This is a genomic window from Sorangium sp. So ce426 (assembly GCF_051475585.1).
In the GTDB taxonomy this organism is placed as follows: domain Bacteria; phylum Myxococcota_A; class Polyangia; order Polyangiales; family Polyangiaceae; genus Sorangium; species Sorangium cellulosum_B.
Genome location: NZ_CP150341.1, coordinates 10,732,432 through 10,747,784, shown reverse-complemented (window position 1 = coordinate 10,747,784; position 15,353 = coordinate 10,732,432). Strand labels below are relative to the sequence as shown.

The following is a 15,353-nucleotide window of genomic DNA, read 5'->3' as shown; positions in this document are numbered from 1 at the left end:
GGCTCGCGCGGGACACGCGAGGCCCGCCGTCGCCCTTCCGTGATAGGAGAGGCCGATGGATCGGCTCGACGCCATGCTCGTTTTCCTGGCCGTTGTCGACACCGGCAGCCTGTCCGCGGCGGGCCGGCGGCTGCAGGCGCCGCTGCCTACCGTCAGCCGCAAGGTCGCGGAGCTCGAACGTCATCTCGGCACGCAGCTTCTGATCCGCACCAGTCGCCGGGTCGAGCTGACCGAGGCGGCGCGGGAGTACGCCATCGCCGCGCGGCACATCCTCGAGCAGCTGCAGGAAGCCGAGCAGGCCGTCGCGGGCGAATATCAGGAGCCTCGGGGGGAGCTGACCGTCACGGCGCCGACGATGTTCGGCGAGCTGCACGTACTGCCCGTCGCCAGCGAGTTCCTTGCCGCGCATCCGAAGATCGATCTGCGCCTCTTCCTGACGGACGTGATGGTGAACGTCGTGGAGGAGCATGTGCACGTGGCGGTCCGGATCGGAGAGCTGGAGGACAGCTCGTTGATGGCGAGGCGCGTCGGGTCGACACGCTCCATCACCTGCGCGAGCCCGGGTTACCTGCGGGCATTCGGCGCCCCTCGGGCGCCAGAGGACCTGACGGGAAGGGACGGCGTGACCTACCGTGGGTTCGTGTCCTCGCCCTGGCGGTACGTTCAGGGCGCCTCCCACGTGATCGCGGAGCCGCGCGCGCGGGTGGCGGTCAATTCGCCCGCTGCGGCGGTGGTGGCGGCCAAGGCAGGCCTGGGGATCACGAGAGCCCTGGACTACCAGATCGCATCGGAGCTGCGAAGCGGGGCCCTCACGCCGCTCCTCGAGGCCTTCGAGGTGCCTGCGCTTCCGATCCACCTCGTCTTCTCCGGTCAGGGCCGCCTACCGCTGAAGGTCCGCGCCTTCCTGGACTGGATGGCGCCCCGGCTGCAGGCCCGGCTCGCGGCCGAAGGCGTCGGGGCGCCGGCGGGGCAACCGAGACCAGGCGCCTAGCGGCTCGCCGAGGCGACGGCAGCCTCTCGTTTTACGAGAGGGTGCCTCACGATCTGAGCCACTGCAGCGCCGCCGGCGCGACGGCTAAGTCTCCGCAAGGACGAATTGCCGTCGATGCACGGGAGGCACGAGATGATCAGTTCAGGGTTCACGACACCGAAGCGCTCCGACGCCGGGCAAGCTCTGCAGAGGCCGCGCATGCGGCGCTGGGAGCTCGATGCCCCAGGCGTCCGGAACCTGACGCTCCGCGATGCTCGAAGGCCCGAGCCTGGGCCTCGGGAGGTCCTGGTGAAGATCCAGGCGGTCTCGCTGAACTACCGCGATCTTCTGATGTGGGAAGGCCGCATGGGCGAGCTGGCGCACCCCCATGTGCCCGGGAGCGACTTCGCCGGGCAGGTCGTGGAGCTCGGACCGCTCGCGACGCGGTTTTCCCTCGGAGATCGGGTGGTCGGCGTCGACATCGAGGACTGGATCGACGGGGCGGCCCCGGGCCTTCACACGAACACCATCGCGGTCTCGGGCCGCCTGGCCGAGTACGCGGTGGTCCGCGAAGACATGCTGGTCGCGGCGCCCCAGACCCTCGGCCCCGAGGAGGCGAGCACGCTCTCGACTGCGGGTCTGACCGCCTGGATGGCTGTCGTGGAGACCGGGCGGGTCAGGGCGGGGCAGACCTGGGTCGTGCAGGGTACGGGCGGCGTCTCGCTCTTCGCGCTGCAGTTCGCGGCGGCGCACGGGGCGAAGGTGATCCTGACCTCCAGCAGCGATGAGAAGCTGGCGTTCGGCCTGGGCCTGGGCGCACGCGCGGGTATCAACTATCGCGCCCGTCCCCACTGGGACCGCGAGGTCATGGCGTTCACGAGCGGCCGCGGCGCGGACGCCGTGATCGAGATGGCCGCGGGCGAGAACCTCGCGACCTCCGTCGAAGCCCTGGCCTACGGCGGAAGGATCCTGCTCGTCGGCCTTCTGGACAGCGACCGCATCTCGACCCCGGTCGGCCCGCTGCTCCTGCGTCGCGCGACGATCAACGCGATCGGCGTCGGACCCCGGCGAGCGCTGGAGGACATGATCCGGGCCATCGATGGTCTCGGGATCCGCCCCGTCGTGGCCGCGACCTATGACCTGGGCGATCTCCCGGCGGCCGTCGCCCATCTCCAGGGGGGCGCCGTCGGCAAGGTCGTCGTGCGCGTCCAGGCCTAGGCGAACGATCGATCACGGGACGACACGGGACGACCGCGGCGCAGGCTCGCGAGCCTGGCCGCGGAGGAAGAGCGCTGCAGACCGCATGGCAGGCCGCAGAATGCGGCCATCAGGAGGAACAGAAGATGAGTGCCCAGACCTGGTTCATCACCGGAGCATCGAGCGGACTCGGGGCCGCGATCGCAAACGCTGCCCTTCGCGCCGGCCATCACGTCGCCGTCACGGCGCGGGACAGCGCCCGCCTCGGAGGGCTCGTGGAGGCGTACCCCGGCGCTGTGCTCCCGCTCTCGATGGATCTCACCAGGCCATCCGAGATCGAGGCCGCGGTGGCCGCCGCCGAGGCGTGGCGCGGCGGCATCGACGTGCTCGTGAACAACGCTGCGCTCGGCTATCTCGCCGCGGTCGAAGAAGGAGAAGATCAGAAGATCCGGACCGTCTTCGAGACGAACTTCTTCGGCGTCGCGACCACCCTGCGGGCAGCGCTGGCCGGCATGCGCGCCCGGGGGCGCGGCACGATCATCAACATCTCTTCGATGAACGGCGTCGTCGCCATGCCCGCTCTCGGGTACTACAGCGCGTCCAAGTTCGCGCTCGAAGGCCTCACGGAGGCCTTGGCGCAGGAGGTAGCGCCGCTTGGCCTCAAGGTGATGTCGGTCGAACCGGGCGGCTTCCGGACGGGCATCGTCGAACGGAACCTCCGGAGCCCGAGGATCGACGCCTATGGCGCCACCGCCCATGCGGTCATGGACCTGCTGGTGAACGACAAGGACGGCGCGCTTGCGCCAGGTGATCCCGTTCGGATGGCGGAGATCCTCGTCCGACTCGTGGATTCTGGAGCGATGCCCCAGCGCCTCAGCCTCGGCGCGGACAGCTGGACAGGCATCATGGCGAAGCTAAATGCGCAGCGCGCCGAGTACGAGGCCTGGAAGGACGTCTCCCACAGCACGTATTTCTCGTGATGGAGCGAACGTCGCGATCCTCGAGGCCGCTGGTCCGGCAACCTCTATGGGACGCTGGCGACGAGCCGGCACAGGAGCGAGAGCGGATCCTCCGCTCCCGTCAGGGCATCGGGTACACGAGCGAGAGCCCGGCGACGCACATCTCGTCGAACGTATTCCCCTCGCCGTAGGCCACGTCGATCGTCGAGATCATGTTCGCTTCCTTGAGCGCCTTGACCACGTACGGGTTCTCCGTCGAGTTATCGTACGTGCAGCGGATCTGGAGCACATCGCCCGGCTCGAGCGTCGGGAGCGTCTCGATGGGCGCGTCGTACGAGTACGAGCGCTGCCAGTCGAATTCCCACTTTGGCGCGTGCGCCAGGCACTCCTCCTTGGGTTGATCGGGTGCGCCGCTCGCCCGCGTGACCGTCACCTTCTGGTCGAAGCCCAGGTAGTGCATGTGCAGGAATTCGCCATAGACGCGCGTGCCCGGCGGGAACGGCATCATTTGCGATGCGGGCGAGTCCGGGGGCGGGACCGTGAGCTGCTGCGTCTCCACGTGGTTCTTGCTGTCCGCGGGGATCAGGAACTCGACGCCGTTCTTGTCGTCCGGACCCGGGAGCAGCCCGAAGCCGAGCTCGCCGACCGGATCATCGAAGTTGCCGATCAGGTGGTACAGGAAGCCGTACTTCGGCTTCTCCTTGGTGAGCCTGAGCTGGATGCGCGTCAGGTCCGGGTCGGCCGTCGTGCCGGCGGGGTGGTAGTGGATCTGCATCATGAGGAGCGACCCCTTCGGGATGAGCTGACCCACGCCCTCGGGCAGATCGACCGGGTCGGCGCCGGGAGCCCAGGCCGTCAGCAGCTGGAGCGCATCGATCTCCACGCCATTCGGGACCTCGCCGGCGCCGCACGAAAAGCTCCCGTCGGGGCCGGCCAGGCTCGCGGACGTCCGCTCCGGATCGATGGCGATGATCCCATGGTGAACGACCTTGGGGTTGCCGGGCACCATCTGGAGACCACTCAGGTACTGGTCCTCGGTAAGCCCGGGATCGATGACGAAGCAACGGAACTCGTCCTGCTCACCGGAGGTGACGTAGGGCTCGTTCGGCGTGACCTCGAGGGTCATGCCCGGCAGATCGGGGCTCTTCGGCACGAACGCGGCGGGCGCGTCCTTCGGATCCCCCTTGGGGGTGCCGGCCTTGCTCCAGGCCTCCAGCGTGCTGATCTCCTCGTCGGAGAGGCGGATGTCGCCCTTCCACGCGTGACGGGTCGAGCACTCGTCCGTGTCACGCACGGCGAAGGGCGGCATCGTGCCCGCCTTGGTCGCCTGGACCATGAGCGCCGCGACAGCCCTGGCGTCGTCGTACGCGGTAAGGCTGAAGGGCGCGATATTGCCCGCGGAGTGGCAGCCCATGCAGCTCCTCTGCAGGATGGGCTCGACGTCTTTGTGGAACGTGGGGTTGCTCCCGGTAGCCTGGGGCTCCGTGGGCTCGTCGCCCCCGGAGCAGCCGGTGAGCGAGGCGGCGGCTGGCAGGGCGAGGGCGAGGGTGAGGGCGGACCGCGAGACTCGGGCGATGGCACGCGAACGTGTTGAAGCAGGCATGAGACCTCCGGGCAGCCGGATCCGTCGCGAGCGGAGGGACCGGGCGCTTGGTAAGGAGCCACGTTTTGTTCGACTGCGGTGTTGATGTGTGTACTATGCATATAATTGTCCCTTTCGGAGCGTCAAGAGAATCGTGTAAAATACACAGATCTTCACAAAGAAGCTCCGCGAGCTCCACGGATCCAGGTCGATCTGGGCGCGCTCACGAATCAGCCGCGGCGCGATCAGGCGCTGCTCGCGGAGGCGGGGATCTCCCTGGATCGAGCCCTCGTTGCGCTGCTGGTGGGGAGCGAGCGTTTCGGGCCGATCGGCGTTGTCGAGCTTTTGGACCGAGCCGGGCGCGATGACACGACCGCCAATGGTTGAGGATGGCGACGATGACCTCGCGCGTGGGCGCATCGGCGAGGCCGGCTGGGAAGCGGACTGGGCCGGCGACGGCGGCTGGGGCACGCGGGGCCAGGGCGGCGGCGGAGGCGAGCCCCAGCGAGGCGGATGAGGCGGCCGGGGCGCACCGGGCGGCGTGGTGGAGGACCGCTTGGCCTATTTCTGCAACAGGGGCGCCGGTGTGGCGACGGCGGCTACGGCGGCCCGAGGCCCTTTGGGCGGAGCTACCGCCGATCGCCTTGTCACGATGCTTTGCGAACGAGCGTCACCTCGCGCGGTGGCAGCCGCACTATCTTTCGCCCGCTCTTGGCCTCACGCGCCTTGAGCGCTTCGGCGAGCTTGTCGATATCGTATTCGTGCTCCTTGGCGATGGCGTCACGAGCAGCACGAACCTCGTCAATGATGGAATCGGAATAGCGCATGATGTTACTCCTGGACGAGCTCCAGAGGCGTGCAGATTATCGGGGGCTCGAAGCCACCAGAACGGCAGATCTCCTCGATCTTGGGGCGCATCGTGGCGTTGGCGATGTGCGCGCAGTTTTAGGTGAGCAGGTAGCGCATGCCGTGCGCCGCGGAGAGCGCGATATGAACTGCATCGCCGGCTGCCTTGGACGGGAGGGCGGAGGCGCGAACGAGCTGACGGGCGAGCCCGACAGCCTCCGGCGTGAGCTCCAGCAGCGGCAGGTCGCCGAGCGCCTGGAGCCGCAGCGCTGCCGCGCCGGGATCGCCCGCGGAAGCTTCGTCGATCACGAGCTGCGAGATGTACAAGTCGTAGACGTCGCGCCCTGCCCACCACTCGACGGTCACCTCTTGGTGCGCTGCTCGCACCAGATCGCGGCTCCGCCTGGCGGTCAGATAGCTGACGATGCTGGTCTCCACGTAGACGCTCGGCTTCATGCACAGGCCTCGGGGATGAAGCTGGTGGATCGTACAGGCCCGCGGCAAGCCAGGCAACGCTCATCGGGCCGAGATCGAGGCACTCGACGGCGGTCAAGGCGGCGACGGTGGCGAGCCCCAGCGAGGCGGACGAGGCGGCCGGGGCGCACCGGGCGGCGTGCTGGAGGACCGCTCGGCCTAGTCGTGCAACGGGGCCCCGGGGGCGACGGCGCGGTCTTCGGAGGGCGAGACCACCCGACCAGCCGGGGCGCCGGCGCGGAGACGGCGTCGGGGGCGCGGCGTCAGCCGAGCACGCCGAACAGCTCGCCTTCGAGCGGCCGCGAGCGGAACCCGTCGGGCCCCTGCGGCAGCTCGCCTGCGACGGTGATGCGGCGGACGACGCGCGGCAGGTCGAAGTGGGCGTAGTCGATGGGGCCGGCGTGGGCGGTGGCCTGGTTGTCCCATACGGCGATCGCGTTGGGCGTCCAGCGGAAGCGCACCGCGTACTCGGGCCGCGTCACCTCGTCGGCCAGCATGTCGAGCAGCGCCTGGCTCTCGCGCTCTCGCAGGCCCACGATGTGGCTCGTCGTCCCCGGGTTGACGAACAGCGATTTGCGGCCGGTCCGCGGGTGCACGCGCACGAGCGGGTGAAGCGCGGCGAACGGGCCTGCGGCCCTGCGGCCCGGCCTGGGCTCTCCGCTGTCGTAGCTGCTCGTGCGGTGGACGGCCTGGAGCCCGTCGACGAGCGCCTTGATCGTGTGCGACAGGCCGTCGTAGGCGCACTCGAGGTTGCTCCAGAGCGTGTCGCCGCCGTACGGCGGGATCTCCACGCCGCGCAGGATGGAGTACCTGTTCGGGTTGGCGACGAAGGTGATGTCGATGTGCCATCCCTTGTAGTCGCGCGGCGGCTTGGCGGTGGGGATGGAGAGGTCCGACCGGTGGTTCTCCTTGTACTCGGCTGCCTTTCGTTCCCAGATCTCCGGGTGCTCGGGGAGCCCCAGCGCGATCGGGTGGGCCGGCGTCAGCGGGCCGAAGGTGCGGCCGAAGGTGAGCAGCTGTTCGTTGGAGATGTCCTGCTCGCGGAAGAAGATCACCTTCCACTGGAGCAGGGTTTGCTCGATTGCCTGCACCGTGGCTGGGTCCAGCGGCTTGCGCAGGTCGACGCCGTGGATCTCCGCCCCGATCACGGGCGTCAAAGGTCGTACATCCAGCCGCAGAGGGGAGGTCTGTTGTTGGGCAATGAGGGCGGACATGGCACTCTTCTCGCAGTCCTGAACGATGAGCGAGCCTGGACGCAGGCTCGCGGCTCGCCCTGAGCACGCGGCGTTCCAGTCCGGTGACCCGAGAAATTCTTGTCGGCCGGCACAGCCCGGGACATGGCGCGACCCCGCCGTGACGACGGGGGCGCGCGGTCCGTCGCGGCGAGCGCGCGTGGAGCAAGGGGTTGCGCTCGACGAGGCTCGGAGAGGTGGCGGAAGCGTGATGTGGCGCCGCGCCTGTTCCGCAGGCAGCAGCGTTGCGGGTGCGGTGTTGCGCACGAAGCAGTCCCCGGGGGGACCGATCAGCGAGGCCGGCTGGGAAGCAGACTGGGCCGGCGACGGCGGCGGCTGGGGCACGCCGGGCCAGGGCGGCGGCGGAGGCGGCGTGCTGGGCGCGCGGCGCGCACGGCAGTGAGGTGATCGCGGGGCGGGGGGACCAGCGGAGCGGCAGCGCGGCGGCCTCCTGCGCAGCGCCGCCGACCGTCCTGCGCAGCCCATTGGCCTTCCTGCGCAAGACCCGGCGCCCTCCTGTGCGGCCCCGTCGACCTTCCTGCGCAGCCTCGGGGGGTCTCCTGCGCGGCCTGGGCGCCTTCCTGTGCACCCTTGTTGGTGTCCTGCGCAACATTCGTCCCTGTCCTGCGCGGCCACCGGGCCCCTCCTGTGCACCCCCGGTGCTGTCCTTCGTTACGATCGCCCGGCTCCTGCGCAGCCCCGGTGGGGTTCCTGCGCAGCCCACCGTGCGCCGCCAGATCGAGCAGCTCGAGTCGCAGCTCGGCGTCGTGCTCTTCACCCGCGCGCCGAACGGCCTGGTGCCGACCGAGCTCGCGCTTGCCACGCTGCCCTACGCCGAGTCCATCGCCGCGAGCGCGCGCGCCCTCGTGCGCGCCGTGTCGAGCCCCACCGACGCCGACCGCGGCACCGTGCGCGTCACGTGCAGCGAGGTCGTCGGCGTCGAGGTGCTTCCCCCGATGCTCGCCCCGCTCCTCGTTGCTCATCCGCGCCTTCATATCGAGCTCGTCGCCACGAATCGCACCGAGGATCTCCTGCGCCGCGACGCCGATGTCGCCGTGCGCATGGCGGAGCCGACGCAGGCCGGCCTGGTGAGGCGCCGCGCCGGGCGCGTCGAGCTCGGCCTCTTCGCCACCAAGGCGTACCTCGCCGCGCGCGCTGCCCCGACGTCGCTCGCGGGGCTCGTGCAGGGCCACGCCCTCATCGGCGCCGACGGCTCCCGCGCCATGATCGACGCGCTCGCCGCCGCCGGGCTCGTCACCACGCCGCGCGATTATGCGTTCCGCAGCGACAGCGACGTCGCGCAGCTCGCCGCGGTGCGCGCCGGCCTCGGCATCGGGGTGTGCCAGCTCCCGCTCAGCCGGCGACCGGTGCCGCTCGTGCGCGTGCTGCCCGCGCTCGCCTTCCACCTGGACGCCTGGGTCGTCATGCACGAGGATCTGCGCGCCGTGCGCCGCGTCCGCCTCGTCTTCGAGCACCTCGTCGCGCAGCTCGGTGCCTACGCGACCCAGGCACGCGAAACACGGCCGGTGGCGAGGAAGGCCCGGCCCCCGGGCACGCGGAGAAGGCCCAGCTCGGGCTGAGCGGCGAGGAACCCTTGCTGACGACCGAGGTGGGGTCTCCCACCTGGCCCACGTTGATGCTGCGCCCGCCCGCCGAACGTCGCGATCCGTCGCGTCGCAGGGCCTGGCGGCGGGTTATCGCATGCAGGCGGCGAGGCGCCGCGGCCAATCTCCTTGGCACCGCGGTGCTCGGAGCGAGCCAGTCAGGCCGCCTCTGGGCCTCTTTCTGCACGGAGGCGTCACGAGCGACGTCGCGCGGTCGGCGACCATTCGAGCCGGAGCTCCGGATACGCACGCCCAAAGGGGTCGCGCTCCAGCTGCGCGGCTTTGCTGAACTCGACATCTCGTGCGCCATCGACGTAGAGCAGCCGAAACGGGCAGCAGCTGCCGTCCACGAAGGCGACGCAGAAGGTCGTGAACGGATTCGTCAGCCCCGCGGGGCCCAGGATGAACGCTTCAAGCTCCGTACGATCGGCGAAGCCCCAGACAGAGGACGCCGGCACATGGGCCTCGTGATCGACGACGATGAAGCGATCGTTCAGCTCGAGCTCCGTGGAGAACGGTGGCTGAAGAATGCCGGCCGTCATTTCGATCCTGGAGAGCGTCTCCAGGAGGTCGCCGCCGTCGAACGCCCAGGGATCAGCGACAGCGCATGCGGTCAGGGCGTCGGCCAGCTGAATCAGGTTCATGGAAGCGCGCAGGAAGCGGTCACGTAGGTCGGCCTGACGGCTGCGCATGACCCGCAGCTCAGAAGATAGCACCTCGTGCCGCTCCCATACATCGTGGAAAGATAGTGTATCCGACGGCTGTCCCACCTTGTCAAGGAGACCGGCGCAGGACCGTGCGGGCCCTACACCGGACGAAGGCGCCTGCGGGCCCTCGAGGGCCTACCCCTCCGAAGCGAAGAAGTGCCCCTGCGCCCAACGCTCGCACGCTGCGCCCTCCCACCAGCGTCAGCGGGAGCATCGGCGCAAGGCTTCCGGCGACATGCTGAGGCGCACGCCAGGAAGGGGAACTGCTGACTCGTGACGGACACGTTGCGGTTCCTATTCGGTGCGCAAGGTCTGGAGGAGCGTCTCGGCCGCCGCAAACGCTTGGTCGGGCGACCACACGGAGTAGGACTGGCCCGCCCGGAGCGCAGGTGGCTCCTCTGCCTCCGCCAGCTCCTGTGCGAGGAACTGGATCCGCTTGAGCTTGTCAGCACGCGGAAAAGACTGGATATCCGGGAGCAAATCCACGAGCGACATGACGCGTCACCTCAACTGGTTATTAATTATACGATGTGTCGCTCATCGTCGCAAGCGCTGCCGCCTCGGCGAGCAGCCCGTCGGGCCGGGCTCGTGTCCACCATTCATCGGTTCGATAGACACCACGACGCCGCCCGCGATGCTCGAGTGGCCCAGTTGCTCCGCTCCGATACGTGGGTACTGGGCCTGTCCGACGCGCCGTTGGAGCAGGGCGAGAAGCTGCTGACCGTCACGCATCCCTCCGAGCGACAAGCCGGATTCTTGCCCTGCGATAGGCCGCGTCAGGGGCCGGCCGGTTGCTCCGGTGGCCCAGCCGGGGCAGTTTGGCGTTTCACGATCGCTCTGCGGATGCTCCGTGGTGCAGGAGAGGTCCCTGGCCAGATCTGAAGAGATGTCGGGGCCTCTCCAATCTTATCGAGCATCGACGAGGCACGAGACCTCAGCGATGCACTCGTCGCCCAGCCCGGGGCGCCTCTCGTCGTAGGAGATGGCCGCCGCACGAAGCTCAGCGCGCGCTTCAGGATGAAGCTCGACCCGCACGCCGCACTGTCCAGCGAGCGAGCCGCGGCGTCGAGCCCGCCGCCGAGGCCGCCGAGGGAGGGGAGGGCGGGACCTTCGGAGCGCAATGGTTCCCTCCCGCCGCCAACGGTGACACCTGCAGCCGATCATGGAGGTGCGTCGGCGCTGGGTTGGGCTTGCAGTGCCCGGGGACATAGCCGCTGTCGCGACGGCGTGCTTCGGCGCAGCGCTCGTGGTGCGCTGACATAGCTTCCACGAGGGCATGATCGCTCAGATGGGCCTCGCCCGGCCAGGGCGACGCCCGTTTGCGCGAGGTGGCCGACGGGAGCCGCGACCGGGTATAGTCGCCGCCTATGCTCGATCGCCAACAGGTGTTGCACCAGACGCGGGCCAGGCTGCACCCGGAGCGCATCGCCCGGCGGGAGGGCGCGCTCGCGCGAGCGCGCATGCTGATCGATGGCTCCCTCGGGCAGCTCGACGAGACCGGCCTCCGGCGGCTGCTCCAGCTCTTCAACGCCGACCACGTCGACGGCCGCGACGTGAACAATCGCTTCGCCACCGGCCTGGTCGGCAACAACGCGAACCTGCTGGTCGCCGCGCTCGACGGCGTGAACGCGGCGGTGCCTTCTTTATGGCAAGCCGACGATGCCTGGCTCGCCGAGCACCTGGCCGCGCTCCGCCGCGGGGGCAGCCTGCCGGGCGGCGGCTGGCTGTTCCCGTCGATGATCCTGCACACCCGGGATCCCATGCGCTTCTCGCCGGCGACCGCGACGATGGCGCGGGGGCTCGCCGCGATCGACGGCGGCCCGCCCATCGCGCTCGGCAAGCCGACCGGGTACCTCGACTACAGCGCTCGCGTCCGCAAGCTCCTCGAGGAACACACGATCTCGCCACACGGCGCCGACGTGCTGCTCTGGCAGGGGGCCCAGCTCGCCGGAGAGGCCGCGGACTCGGACGCGGGCGAGCTCGAAGAGTCCCCGGCCGCGACCCCCGCGCCGGAGCCCGCGCGGCCGACCGCCGGACGCGACGCCATGACCGCCGGCCTGGGCGCTCAGGGTCTCGACTCCTCGGCCAACCTGTCGCGCTCGACCCGCCCTCCCGAGAAAGACCCGAGCGCCCCGCGGCCAGCGCCGTCCACGCCCGCGAGGCCCGCCTCGGTCGGCTGGCTGCACCTCACCGACCTCCACCAGGGCATGGGCGGCACGAGCTGGCTGTGGCCGAACGTCATGGCCACGCTGTTCGACGACCTCGCGCGCCTGCACGACCTGTGCGGCCCGTGGGACCTCGTGCTGTTCACCGGGGACCTGACCCAGCGCGGCACCGCCGACGAGTTCAAGAAGCTCGACGCTACACTCGACAGGCTGTGGCGGCGCTTCGACCAGCTCGGCTCGCAACCGCGGCTGATCACCGTGCCCGGCAACCACGACCTGAGGCGCCCCAGCGATCTCGATCCGTACGTGCTCGCCCTCTCGCAGTGGCACGCCAACGCGCGCCTGCGCGACCAGGTGTTCGACGTGAATGACAGCCTCGGCTACCGCGAGCGCCTCGCGCAGATCTTCAGGCCCTACACCGCGTGGGTCGATTCCTGCCGGTGGCACGTCCGCGACCGCCGGACGCTCGGCATCCTGCCGGGCGACAGCTCGACCTCGCTGTCGCTCCACGGCCTCGAGCTCGGCGTCATCGGTCTCAACTCGGCGTTCCTGCAGCTCACCGGTGGCGACTACCAGGAGCGCCTCGCCGTGGACCCACGCCAGCTCCACGTCGTCTGCGACGAGGACGCCCCCGAGTGGTTGCAGCGCCATCACATCAACCTGCTGCTCACCCACCACCCGCCCGAGTGGCTCCACCTGCAGGCGCGCCAGGACTTCCGCCAGGAGGTCGACCCGGCCGGTCGCTTCGCCGCCCACTTCTTCGGCCACATGCACGAGGGCACCGCCACCTCGACCGCCCACGGCGGCGGCCACGCGCGTCACGCCCTGCAGGGCGCCTCCCTCTTCGGTCTCGAGGAGCACGACGGCCCCGGCGGCCGCGGCGTCACCCGCCTCCATGGCTTCAGCGCCGGCCGCTTCGAGCTGCTCCCCGGCGCCGCGCAGGCCCGCGTGCGCGTCTTTCCCCGGCGCATGTTCACGAGCGCCGGCGGGCGGAAGATCGACCGTGACGTCTCCGCCTACCACCTCGATGAGCGCGGCTCGTTCGCCTACGAGGTCCCGACCGCCCGCCGCGCATGACGCCTCGCCCGCGCCACGCTCACCCGCCGGCAACTGGTCGTGGAAGGTGGCAGTACTCACATGCCCCCTGGGCGCGCCGCTGGACCAGCTCTCGCGTGTCGCTCGGCAGCTTCACGTCGCCGCGCGCATGCTCCATACCTCCTCGGCCGTGCAGCCCACCCGAGCATCGAACGCATCAGCGAGGCCGGCTGGGAGGCGGACCGGGCCAGCGACGGCGGCCGGGGCACGCCGGGCCAGGGCGGCGGAGGCGGCGGCGGCCGCAGGGGCGGGCTCGGCGTGTGCGGCGCGGCGTCCAAGGGTGATGCGGGGGAGGTCCGGCGACCCGGAGGGTGTGCCGTTGCTCGATGGGCAGAGAAAGGTGACATCGCGCGGCTCACAAACGCGGTTCCCATGGAAGTTAGTCAAAGCCTGGTTCATGCAGACTTGTAATTCTTGAGCTTCACGCCCATTCTCAGGCTTCTCCGGCGGCTTCGAGGACGTGCTGCTTCAGCGCGGCGCCGATGTGAAAACCTTGACGACCGAGCGCGTCGATCCACGCTCGGACCTCGCCAAGGTGCCCCTGACGTTTCCCCTCGAGCAAGACGCCGAGGGTCCCCGTCATCCGTAGCCCGTGTCGCCGGCCCACCTTTCTGCCGTCAACCTCGTCGATGAGCAACAGAGACGCGCTCCTCTCGTCACCACCAGCGGCGTCGTCATGGGAGCCCGCCACTGCCCGCGGATCGCCGGAACGCAGCGAGGTCGGCGAGATCCTCATCGAAGTCCTCGACCGTGAGCCGTGACGGGATCCCGCGCTGTCCGAGGAGGTCGTCGAAGGCAACCCGATCCATCCCCGACAGCCGGCGAGCGGCGGCCTTGGGCAAGAGCTCGCGAGCGTACAGCTGCACGGCCAGCTCCCGCTTGAGCACGGCCTCCCGCTCGACTGGCGGAATGCGTGCCTCGTCGAGGATGTCGTCCGAGATTTCGAGGTTGAACGATCCCATGCTGCCTCACGTCCTGCCGGTGCACCTCGAGGATCCCACCCGACGCCGCGGCCTGCAAGGCCGAGATGCTCCCCGCCCTACACTGCTCGCGGTCGGCGGCCGGGCGAACGCTCACGTGACCCCGGGGTCCACTCCACGCGAATCTCGCGTCGACGCAGCTCATAGGACCAGGGCAAGATGATCCCGGGCTGAGGACGGTGTCGCGGTGGAGACGCTCCGGATTCCTGAATCGCTGGATGGGAGCTCGCCCGCGCCCGCACAGCGCCTTGACAATCACCCGCAGCGCGAAGCCGCGTCGGGTGCATTGCCGTATTGCGCGGGCGATTCACAAGGCACGAGTGAGCCAGTACAGCGGACGTCGCTTTCCATGCGCGATGGCGAGCACGAGCGTGTGCTCGGGGTGCAGCTCGAACGCAATGACATGCGGAAAACGGTCGACGATCGCTCTGCGAATGCTCCGTGGTGCAGGAGAAGTCCCTGGCCAGATCTGAAGAGATGTCGGGGCCTCTCCGATCTTATCGAGCATCGACGAGACCTCGGCGATGAACTCGTCGCCCAGCCCGGGGCGCCTCTCGTCGTACAGATGGCCGCCGCACGAAGCTCAGCGCGCGCTTCAGGATGAAGCTCGACCCGCACGCCGGTCCTCGAGCTCCTTCAGGATCTCCGCCCGCGCCGTGTCCCAGTCGACCGTCTGGACCTTACCCTCGGCGACCTCGCGCGCCCGGCGCGTCAGCTCACCCGTCCACGCTGCTGCGACCTCCTCGACGTCGGGCTCCTCAAGGCTGGAGAGCACTTCTTCTGCCAGCCGGGCCCGCTCGTGGCGGGGCAACAGCAGCACGTGCGCGAGAAGTTCCTCGGTGGACATAGGGGAATTGTAGCATGGCTCGGGTCCGCCACGCAGGGCGATGCCGCCTTCAGCTCGATGGTCTGCCGCGCCCGCGCAAGGCTGGTTTGCTCGCGGGCCAGAACGGGCATCAGGGAGGCCGGCTGGGAAGCGGACTGGGCCGGCGATGGCGGCTGGGGCACGCTGGGCCAGGGCGGCGGCGGAGGCGGCCGCAGGGGCGGGCTCGGCGTGTGCGGCGCGGCGTCCAAGGCGGGCGCCGGGGGAGGCTCGGGCGGGCCGGCGACTGCGGTGGCCGAGGCGGCAAGGGGGCGAGAACGGCTACCCGAACATCGGCATCGTCGCGCTGCACGCCCGGATGACCGTGCGTGACAGCGAGATCGAGACGTCCGACGCCGGCCAGGGCGGCGACGGCGGCGAGCCCCAGCAAGGCGGACGAGGCGGCCGGGGCGCACCGGGCGGCGTGCTGGAGGACCGCTCGGCCTATTCCTGCAACGGGGGTCCCGGGGGCGACGGCGGCGAGGGCGGCTACGGCGGCCCGGGGCGCGGTGGCGACGCGATCGGCATCGCCTACCTCGACGAGGGCCGGGTCACGGTGGAAGGCGTCACCTTCACGCTGGGGCTGCCGGGCAAGGGCGGCATCAGCTGGGACGACCAGGGTGAGATGATCTCGGGCGAGGACGGCGTTGCTGTGGAGATGCTCCGGTTTCCTCGATAGG

17 protein-coding genes are annotated in these 15,353 nt (G+C 69.9%); 8 read left to right on the top strand and 9 right to left on the bottom strand.

Annotated features, from left to right (window positions below; all coding sequences use genetic code 11):
• Nucleotides 1–55: 55 nt before the first annotated feature.
• From WMF44_RS40290 to WMF44_RS40280, 3 genes are all read left to right on the top strand, one after another.
• Complete coding sequence (locus tag WMF44_RS40290; protein ID WP_437295353.1) at nt 56–991, top strand: LysR family transcriptional regulator; 936 nt, start codon at nt 56–58, stop codon at nt 989–991.
• Nucleotides 992–1,105: 114 nt separating this feature from the next.
• On the top strand, nt 1,106–2,188 hold the full coding sequence (locus tag WMF44_RS40285; protein WP_437295352.1) for a zinc-dependent alcohol dehydrogenase family protein: 1,083 nt from the start codon (nt 1,106–1,108) through the stop codon (nt 2,186–2,188).
• Nucleotides 2,189–2,313: 125 nt separating this feature from the next.
• Nucleotides 2,314–3,147: an SDR family NAD(P)-dependent oxidoreductase gene (locus WMF44_RS40280; protein WP_437295351.1), complete on the top strand. Its 834-nt coding sequence runs from the start codon at nt 2,314–2,316 to the stop codon at nt 3,145–3,147.
• Nucleotides 3,148–3,247: 100 nt separating this feature from the next.
• Here the strand turns inward: WMF44_RS40280 and WMF44_RS40275 are convergent, their stop codons facing one another.
• Nucleotides 3,248–4,729 carry a hypothetical protein gene (locus WMF44_RS40275; protein ID WP_437295350.1) on the bottom strand — a complete coding sequence of 494 codons (1,482 nt, stop codon included), beginning with the start codon at nt 4,727–4,729 and terminating at the stop codon, nt 3,248–3,250.
• Nucleotides 4,730–4,834: 105 nt separating this feature from the next.
• Between WMF44_RS40275 and WMF44_RS40270 the strand changes: the two genes are divergently transcribed.
• Nucleotides 4,835–5,095, top strand: a complete 261-nt coding sequence (locus WMF44_RS40270) for a hypothetical protein (RefSeq protein WP_437295349.1) — start codon at nt 4,835–4,837, stop codon at nt 5,093–5,095.
• 260 nt (nt 5,096–5,355) lie between these two features.
• Here the strand turns inward: WMF44_RS40270 and WMF44_RS40265 are convergent, their stop codons facing one another.
• From WMF44_RS40265 to WMF44_RS40255, 3 genes are all read right to left on the bottom strand, one after another.
• Nucleotides 5,356–5,535 (bottom strand): hypothetical protein, encoded by a 180-nt coding sequence (locus WMF44_RS40265; RefSeq protein ID WP_437295348.1) that lies wholly within the window; start codon nt 5,533–5,535, stop codon nt 5,356–5,358.
• A 118-nt stretch (nt 5,536–5,653) separates the two neighbouring features.
• Complete coding sequence (locus WMF44_RS40260) at nt 5,654–6,010, bottom strand: type II toxin-antitoxin system VapC family toxin (protein WP_437295347.1); 357 nt, start codon at nt 6,008–6,010, stop codon at nt 5,654–5,656.
• A gap of 281 nt (nt 6,011–6,291) precedes the next feature.
• Nucleotides 6,292–7,185, bottom strand: a complete 894-nt coding sequence (locus tag WMF44_RS40255) for a TauD/TfdA dioxygenase family protein (protein WP_437295346.1) — start codon at nt 7,183–7,185, stop codon at nt 6,292–6,294.
• A 334-nt stretch (nt 7,186–7,519) separates the two neighbouring features.
• On the opposite strand from WMF44_RS40255, the gene WMF44_RS40250 reads away from it, so the two are divergent.
• Both WMF44_RS40250 and WMF44_RS40245 read left to right on the top strand, forming a co-directional pair.
• On the top strand, nt 7,520–7,663 hold the full coding sequence (locus WMF44_RS40250) for a hypothetical protein (protein WP_437295345.1): 144 nt from the start codon (nt 7,520–7,522) through the stop codon (nt 7,661–7,663).
• 256 nt (nt 7,664–7,919) lie between these two features.
• Nucleotides 7,920–8,840 carry a LysR family transcriptional regulator gene (locus WMF44_RS40245; RefSeq protein ID WP_437295344.1) on the top strand — a complete coding sequence of 307 codons (921 nt, stop codon included), beginning with the start codon at nt 7,920–7,922 and terminating at the stop codon, nt 8,838–8,840.
• Nucleotides 8,841–9,058: 218 nt separating this feature from the next.
• On the opposite strand, the gene WMF44_RS40240 is transcribed toward WMF44_RS40245, so the two are convergent.
• The gene (locus tag WMF44_RS40240; RefSeq protein WP_437295343.1) at nt 9,059–9,556 is read right to left on the bottom strand and encodes a hypothetical protein; all 498 of its coding nucleotides are present in this window, start codon (nt 9,554–9,556) and stop codon (nt 9,059–9,061) included.
• A 309-nt stretch (nt 9,557–9,865) separates the two neighbouring features.
• Nucleotides 9,866–10,066: a hypothetical protein gene (locus WMF44_RS40235; RefSeq protein ID WP_437295342.1), complete on the bottom strand. Its 201-nt coding sequence runs from the start codon at nt 10,064–10,066 to the stop codon at nt 9,866–9,868.
• An 872-nt stretch (nt 10,067–10,938) separates the two neighbouring features.
• Between WMF44_RS40235 and WMF44_RS40230 the strand changes: the two genes are divergently transcribed.
• The gene (locus WMF44_RS40230) at nt 10,939–12,813 is read left to right on the top strand and encodes a metallophosphoesterase family protein (protein WP_437295341.1); all 1,875 of its coding nucleotides are present in this window, start codon (nt 10,939–10,941) and stop codon (nt 12,811–12,813) included.
• Nucleotides 12,814–13,264: 451 nt separating this feature from the next.
• Here WMF44_RS40230 and WMF44_RS40225 read toward each other — a convergent pair whose 3' ends face one another.
• From WMF44_RS40225 to WMF44_RS40215, 3 genes are all read right to left on the bottom strand, one after another.
• Entirely contained in the window at nt 13,265–13,468 is a 204-nt protein-coding gene (locus WMF44_RS40225; protein ID WP_437295340.1) for a DUF3368 domain-containing protein, read from the bottom strand.
• Nucleotides 13,469–13,505: 37 nt separating this feature from the next.
• Nucleotides 13,506–13,793: a UPF0175 family protein gene (locus WMF44_RS40220; RefSeq protein WP_437295339.1), complete on the bottom strand. Its 288-nt coding sequence runs from the start codon at nt 13,791–13,793 to the stop codon at nt 13,506–13,508.
• A gap of 613 nt (nt 13,794–14,406) precedes the next feature.
• Nucleotides 14,407–14,658, bottom strand: coding sequence for an addiction module protein (locus WMF44_RS40215; RefSeq protein ID WP_437295338.1), 252 nt, complete (start codon nt 14,656–14,658; stop codon nt 14,407–14,409).
• A gap of 334 nt (nt 14,659–14,992) precedes the next feature.
• On the opposite strand from WMF44_RS40215, the gene WMF44_RS40210 reads away from it, so the two are divergent.
• Nucleotides 14,993–15,352 (top strand): hypothetical protein, encoded by a 360-nt coding sequence (locus WMF44_RS40210; protein WP_437295337.1) that lies wholly within the window; start codon nt 14,993–14,995, stop codon nt 15,350–15,352.
• The last annotated feature ends 1 nt before the right edge of the window (nt 15,353 follow it).

Coding starts and splice junctions, on each gene's coding strand:
- WMF44_RS40290 (WP_437295353.1), top strand. CDS start 56: ATGGATCGGCTCGACGCCATGCTCGTTTTCCTGGCCGTTGTCGACACC.
- WMF44_RS40285 (WP_437295352.1), top strand. CDS start 1,106: ATGCACGGGAGGCACGAGATGATCAGTTCAGGGTTCACGACACCGAAG.
- WMF44_RS40280 (WP_437295351.1), top strand. CDS start 2,314: ATGAGTGCCCAGACCTGGTTCATCACCGGAGCATCGAGCGGACTCGGG.
- WMF44_RS40275 (WP_437295350.1), bottom strand. CDS start 4,729: ATGCCTGCTTCAACACGTTCGCGTGCCATCGCCCGAGTCTCGCGGTCC.
- WMF44_RS40265 (WP_437295348.1), bottom strand. CDS start 5,535: ATGCGCTATTCCGATTCCATCATTGACGAGGTTCGTGCTGCTCGTGAC.
- WMF44_RS40260 (WP_437295347.1), bottom strand. CDS start 6,010: ATGAAGCCGAGCGTCTACGTGGAGACCAGCATCGTCAGCTATCTGACC.
- WMF44_RS40240 (WP_437295343.1), bottom strand. CDS start 9,556: ATGCGCAGCCGTCAGGCCGACCTACGTGACCGCTTCCTGCGCGCTTCC.
- WMF44_RS40235 (WP_437295342.1), bottom strand. CDS start 10,066: ATGTCGCTCGTGGATTTGCTCCCGGATATCCAGTCTTTTCCGCGTGCT.
- WMF44_RS40230 (WP_437295341.1), top strand. CDS start 10,939: ATGCTCGATCGCCAACAGGTGTTGCACCAGACGCGGGCCAGGCTGCAC.
- WMF44_RS40220 (WP_437295339.1), bottom strand. CDS start 13,793: ATGGGATCGTTCAACCTCGAAATCTCGGACGACATCCTCGACGAGGCA.
- WMF44_RS40215 (WP_437295338.1), bottom strand. CDS start 14,658: ATGTCCACCGAGGAACTTCTCGCGCACGTGCTGCTGTTGCCCCGCCAC.
- WMF44_RS40210 (WP_437295337.1), top strand. CDS start 14,993: ATGACCGTGCGTGACAGCGAGATCGAGACGTCCGACGCCGGCCAGGGC.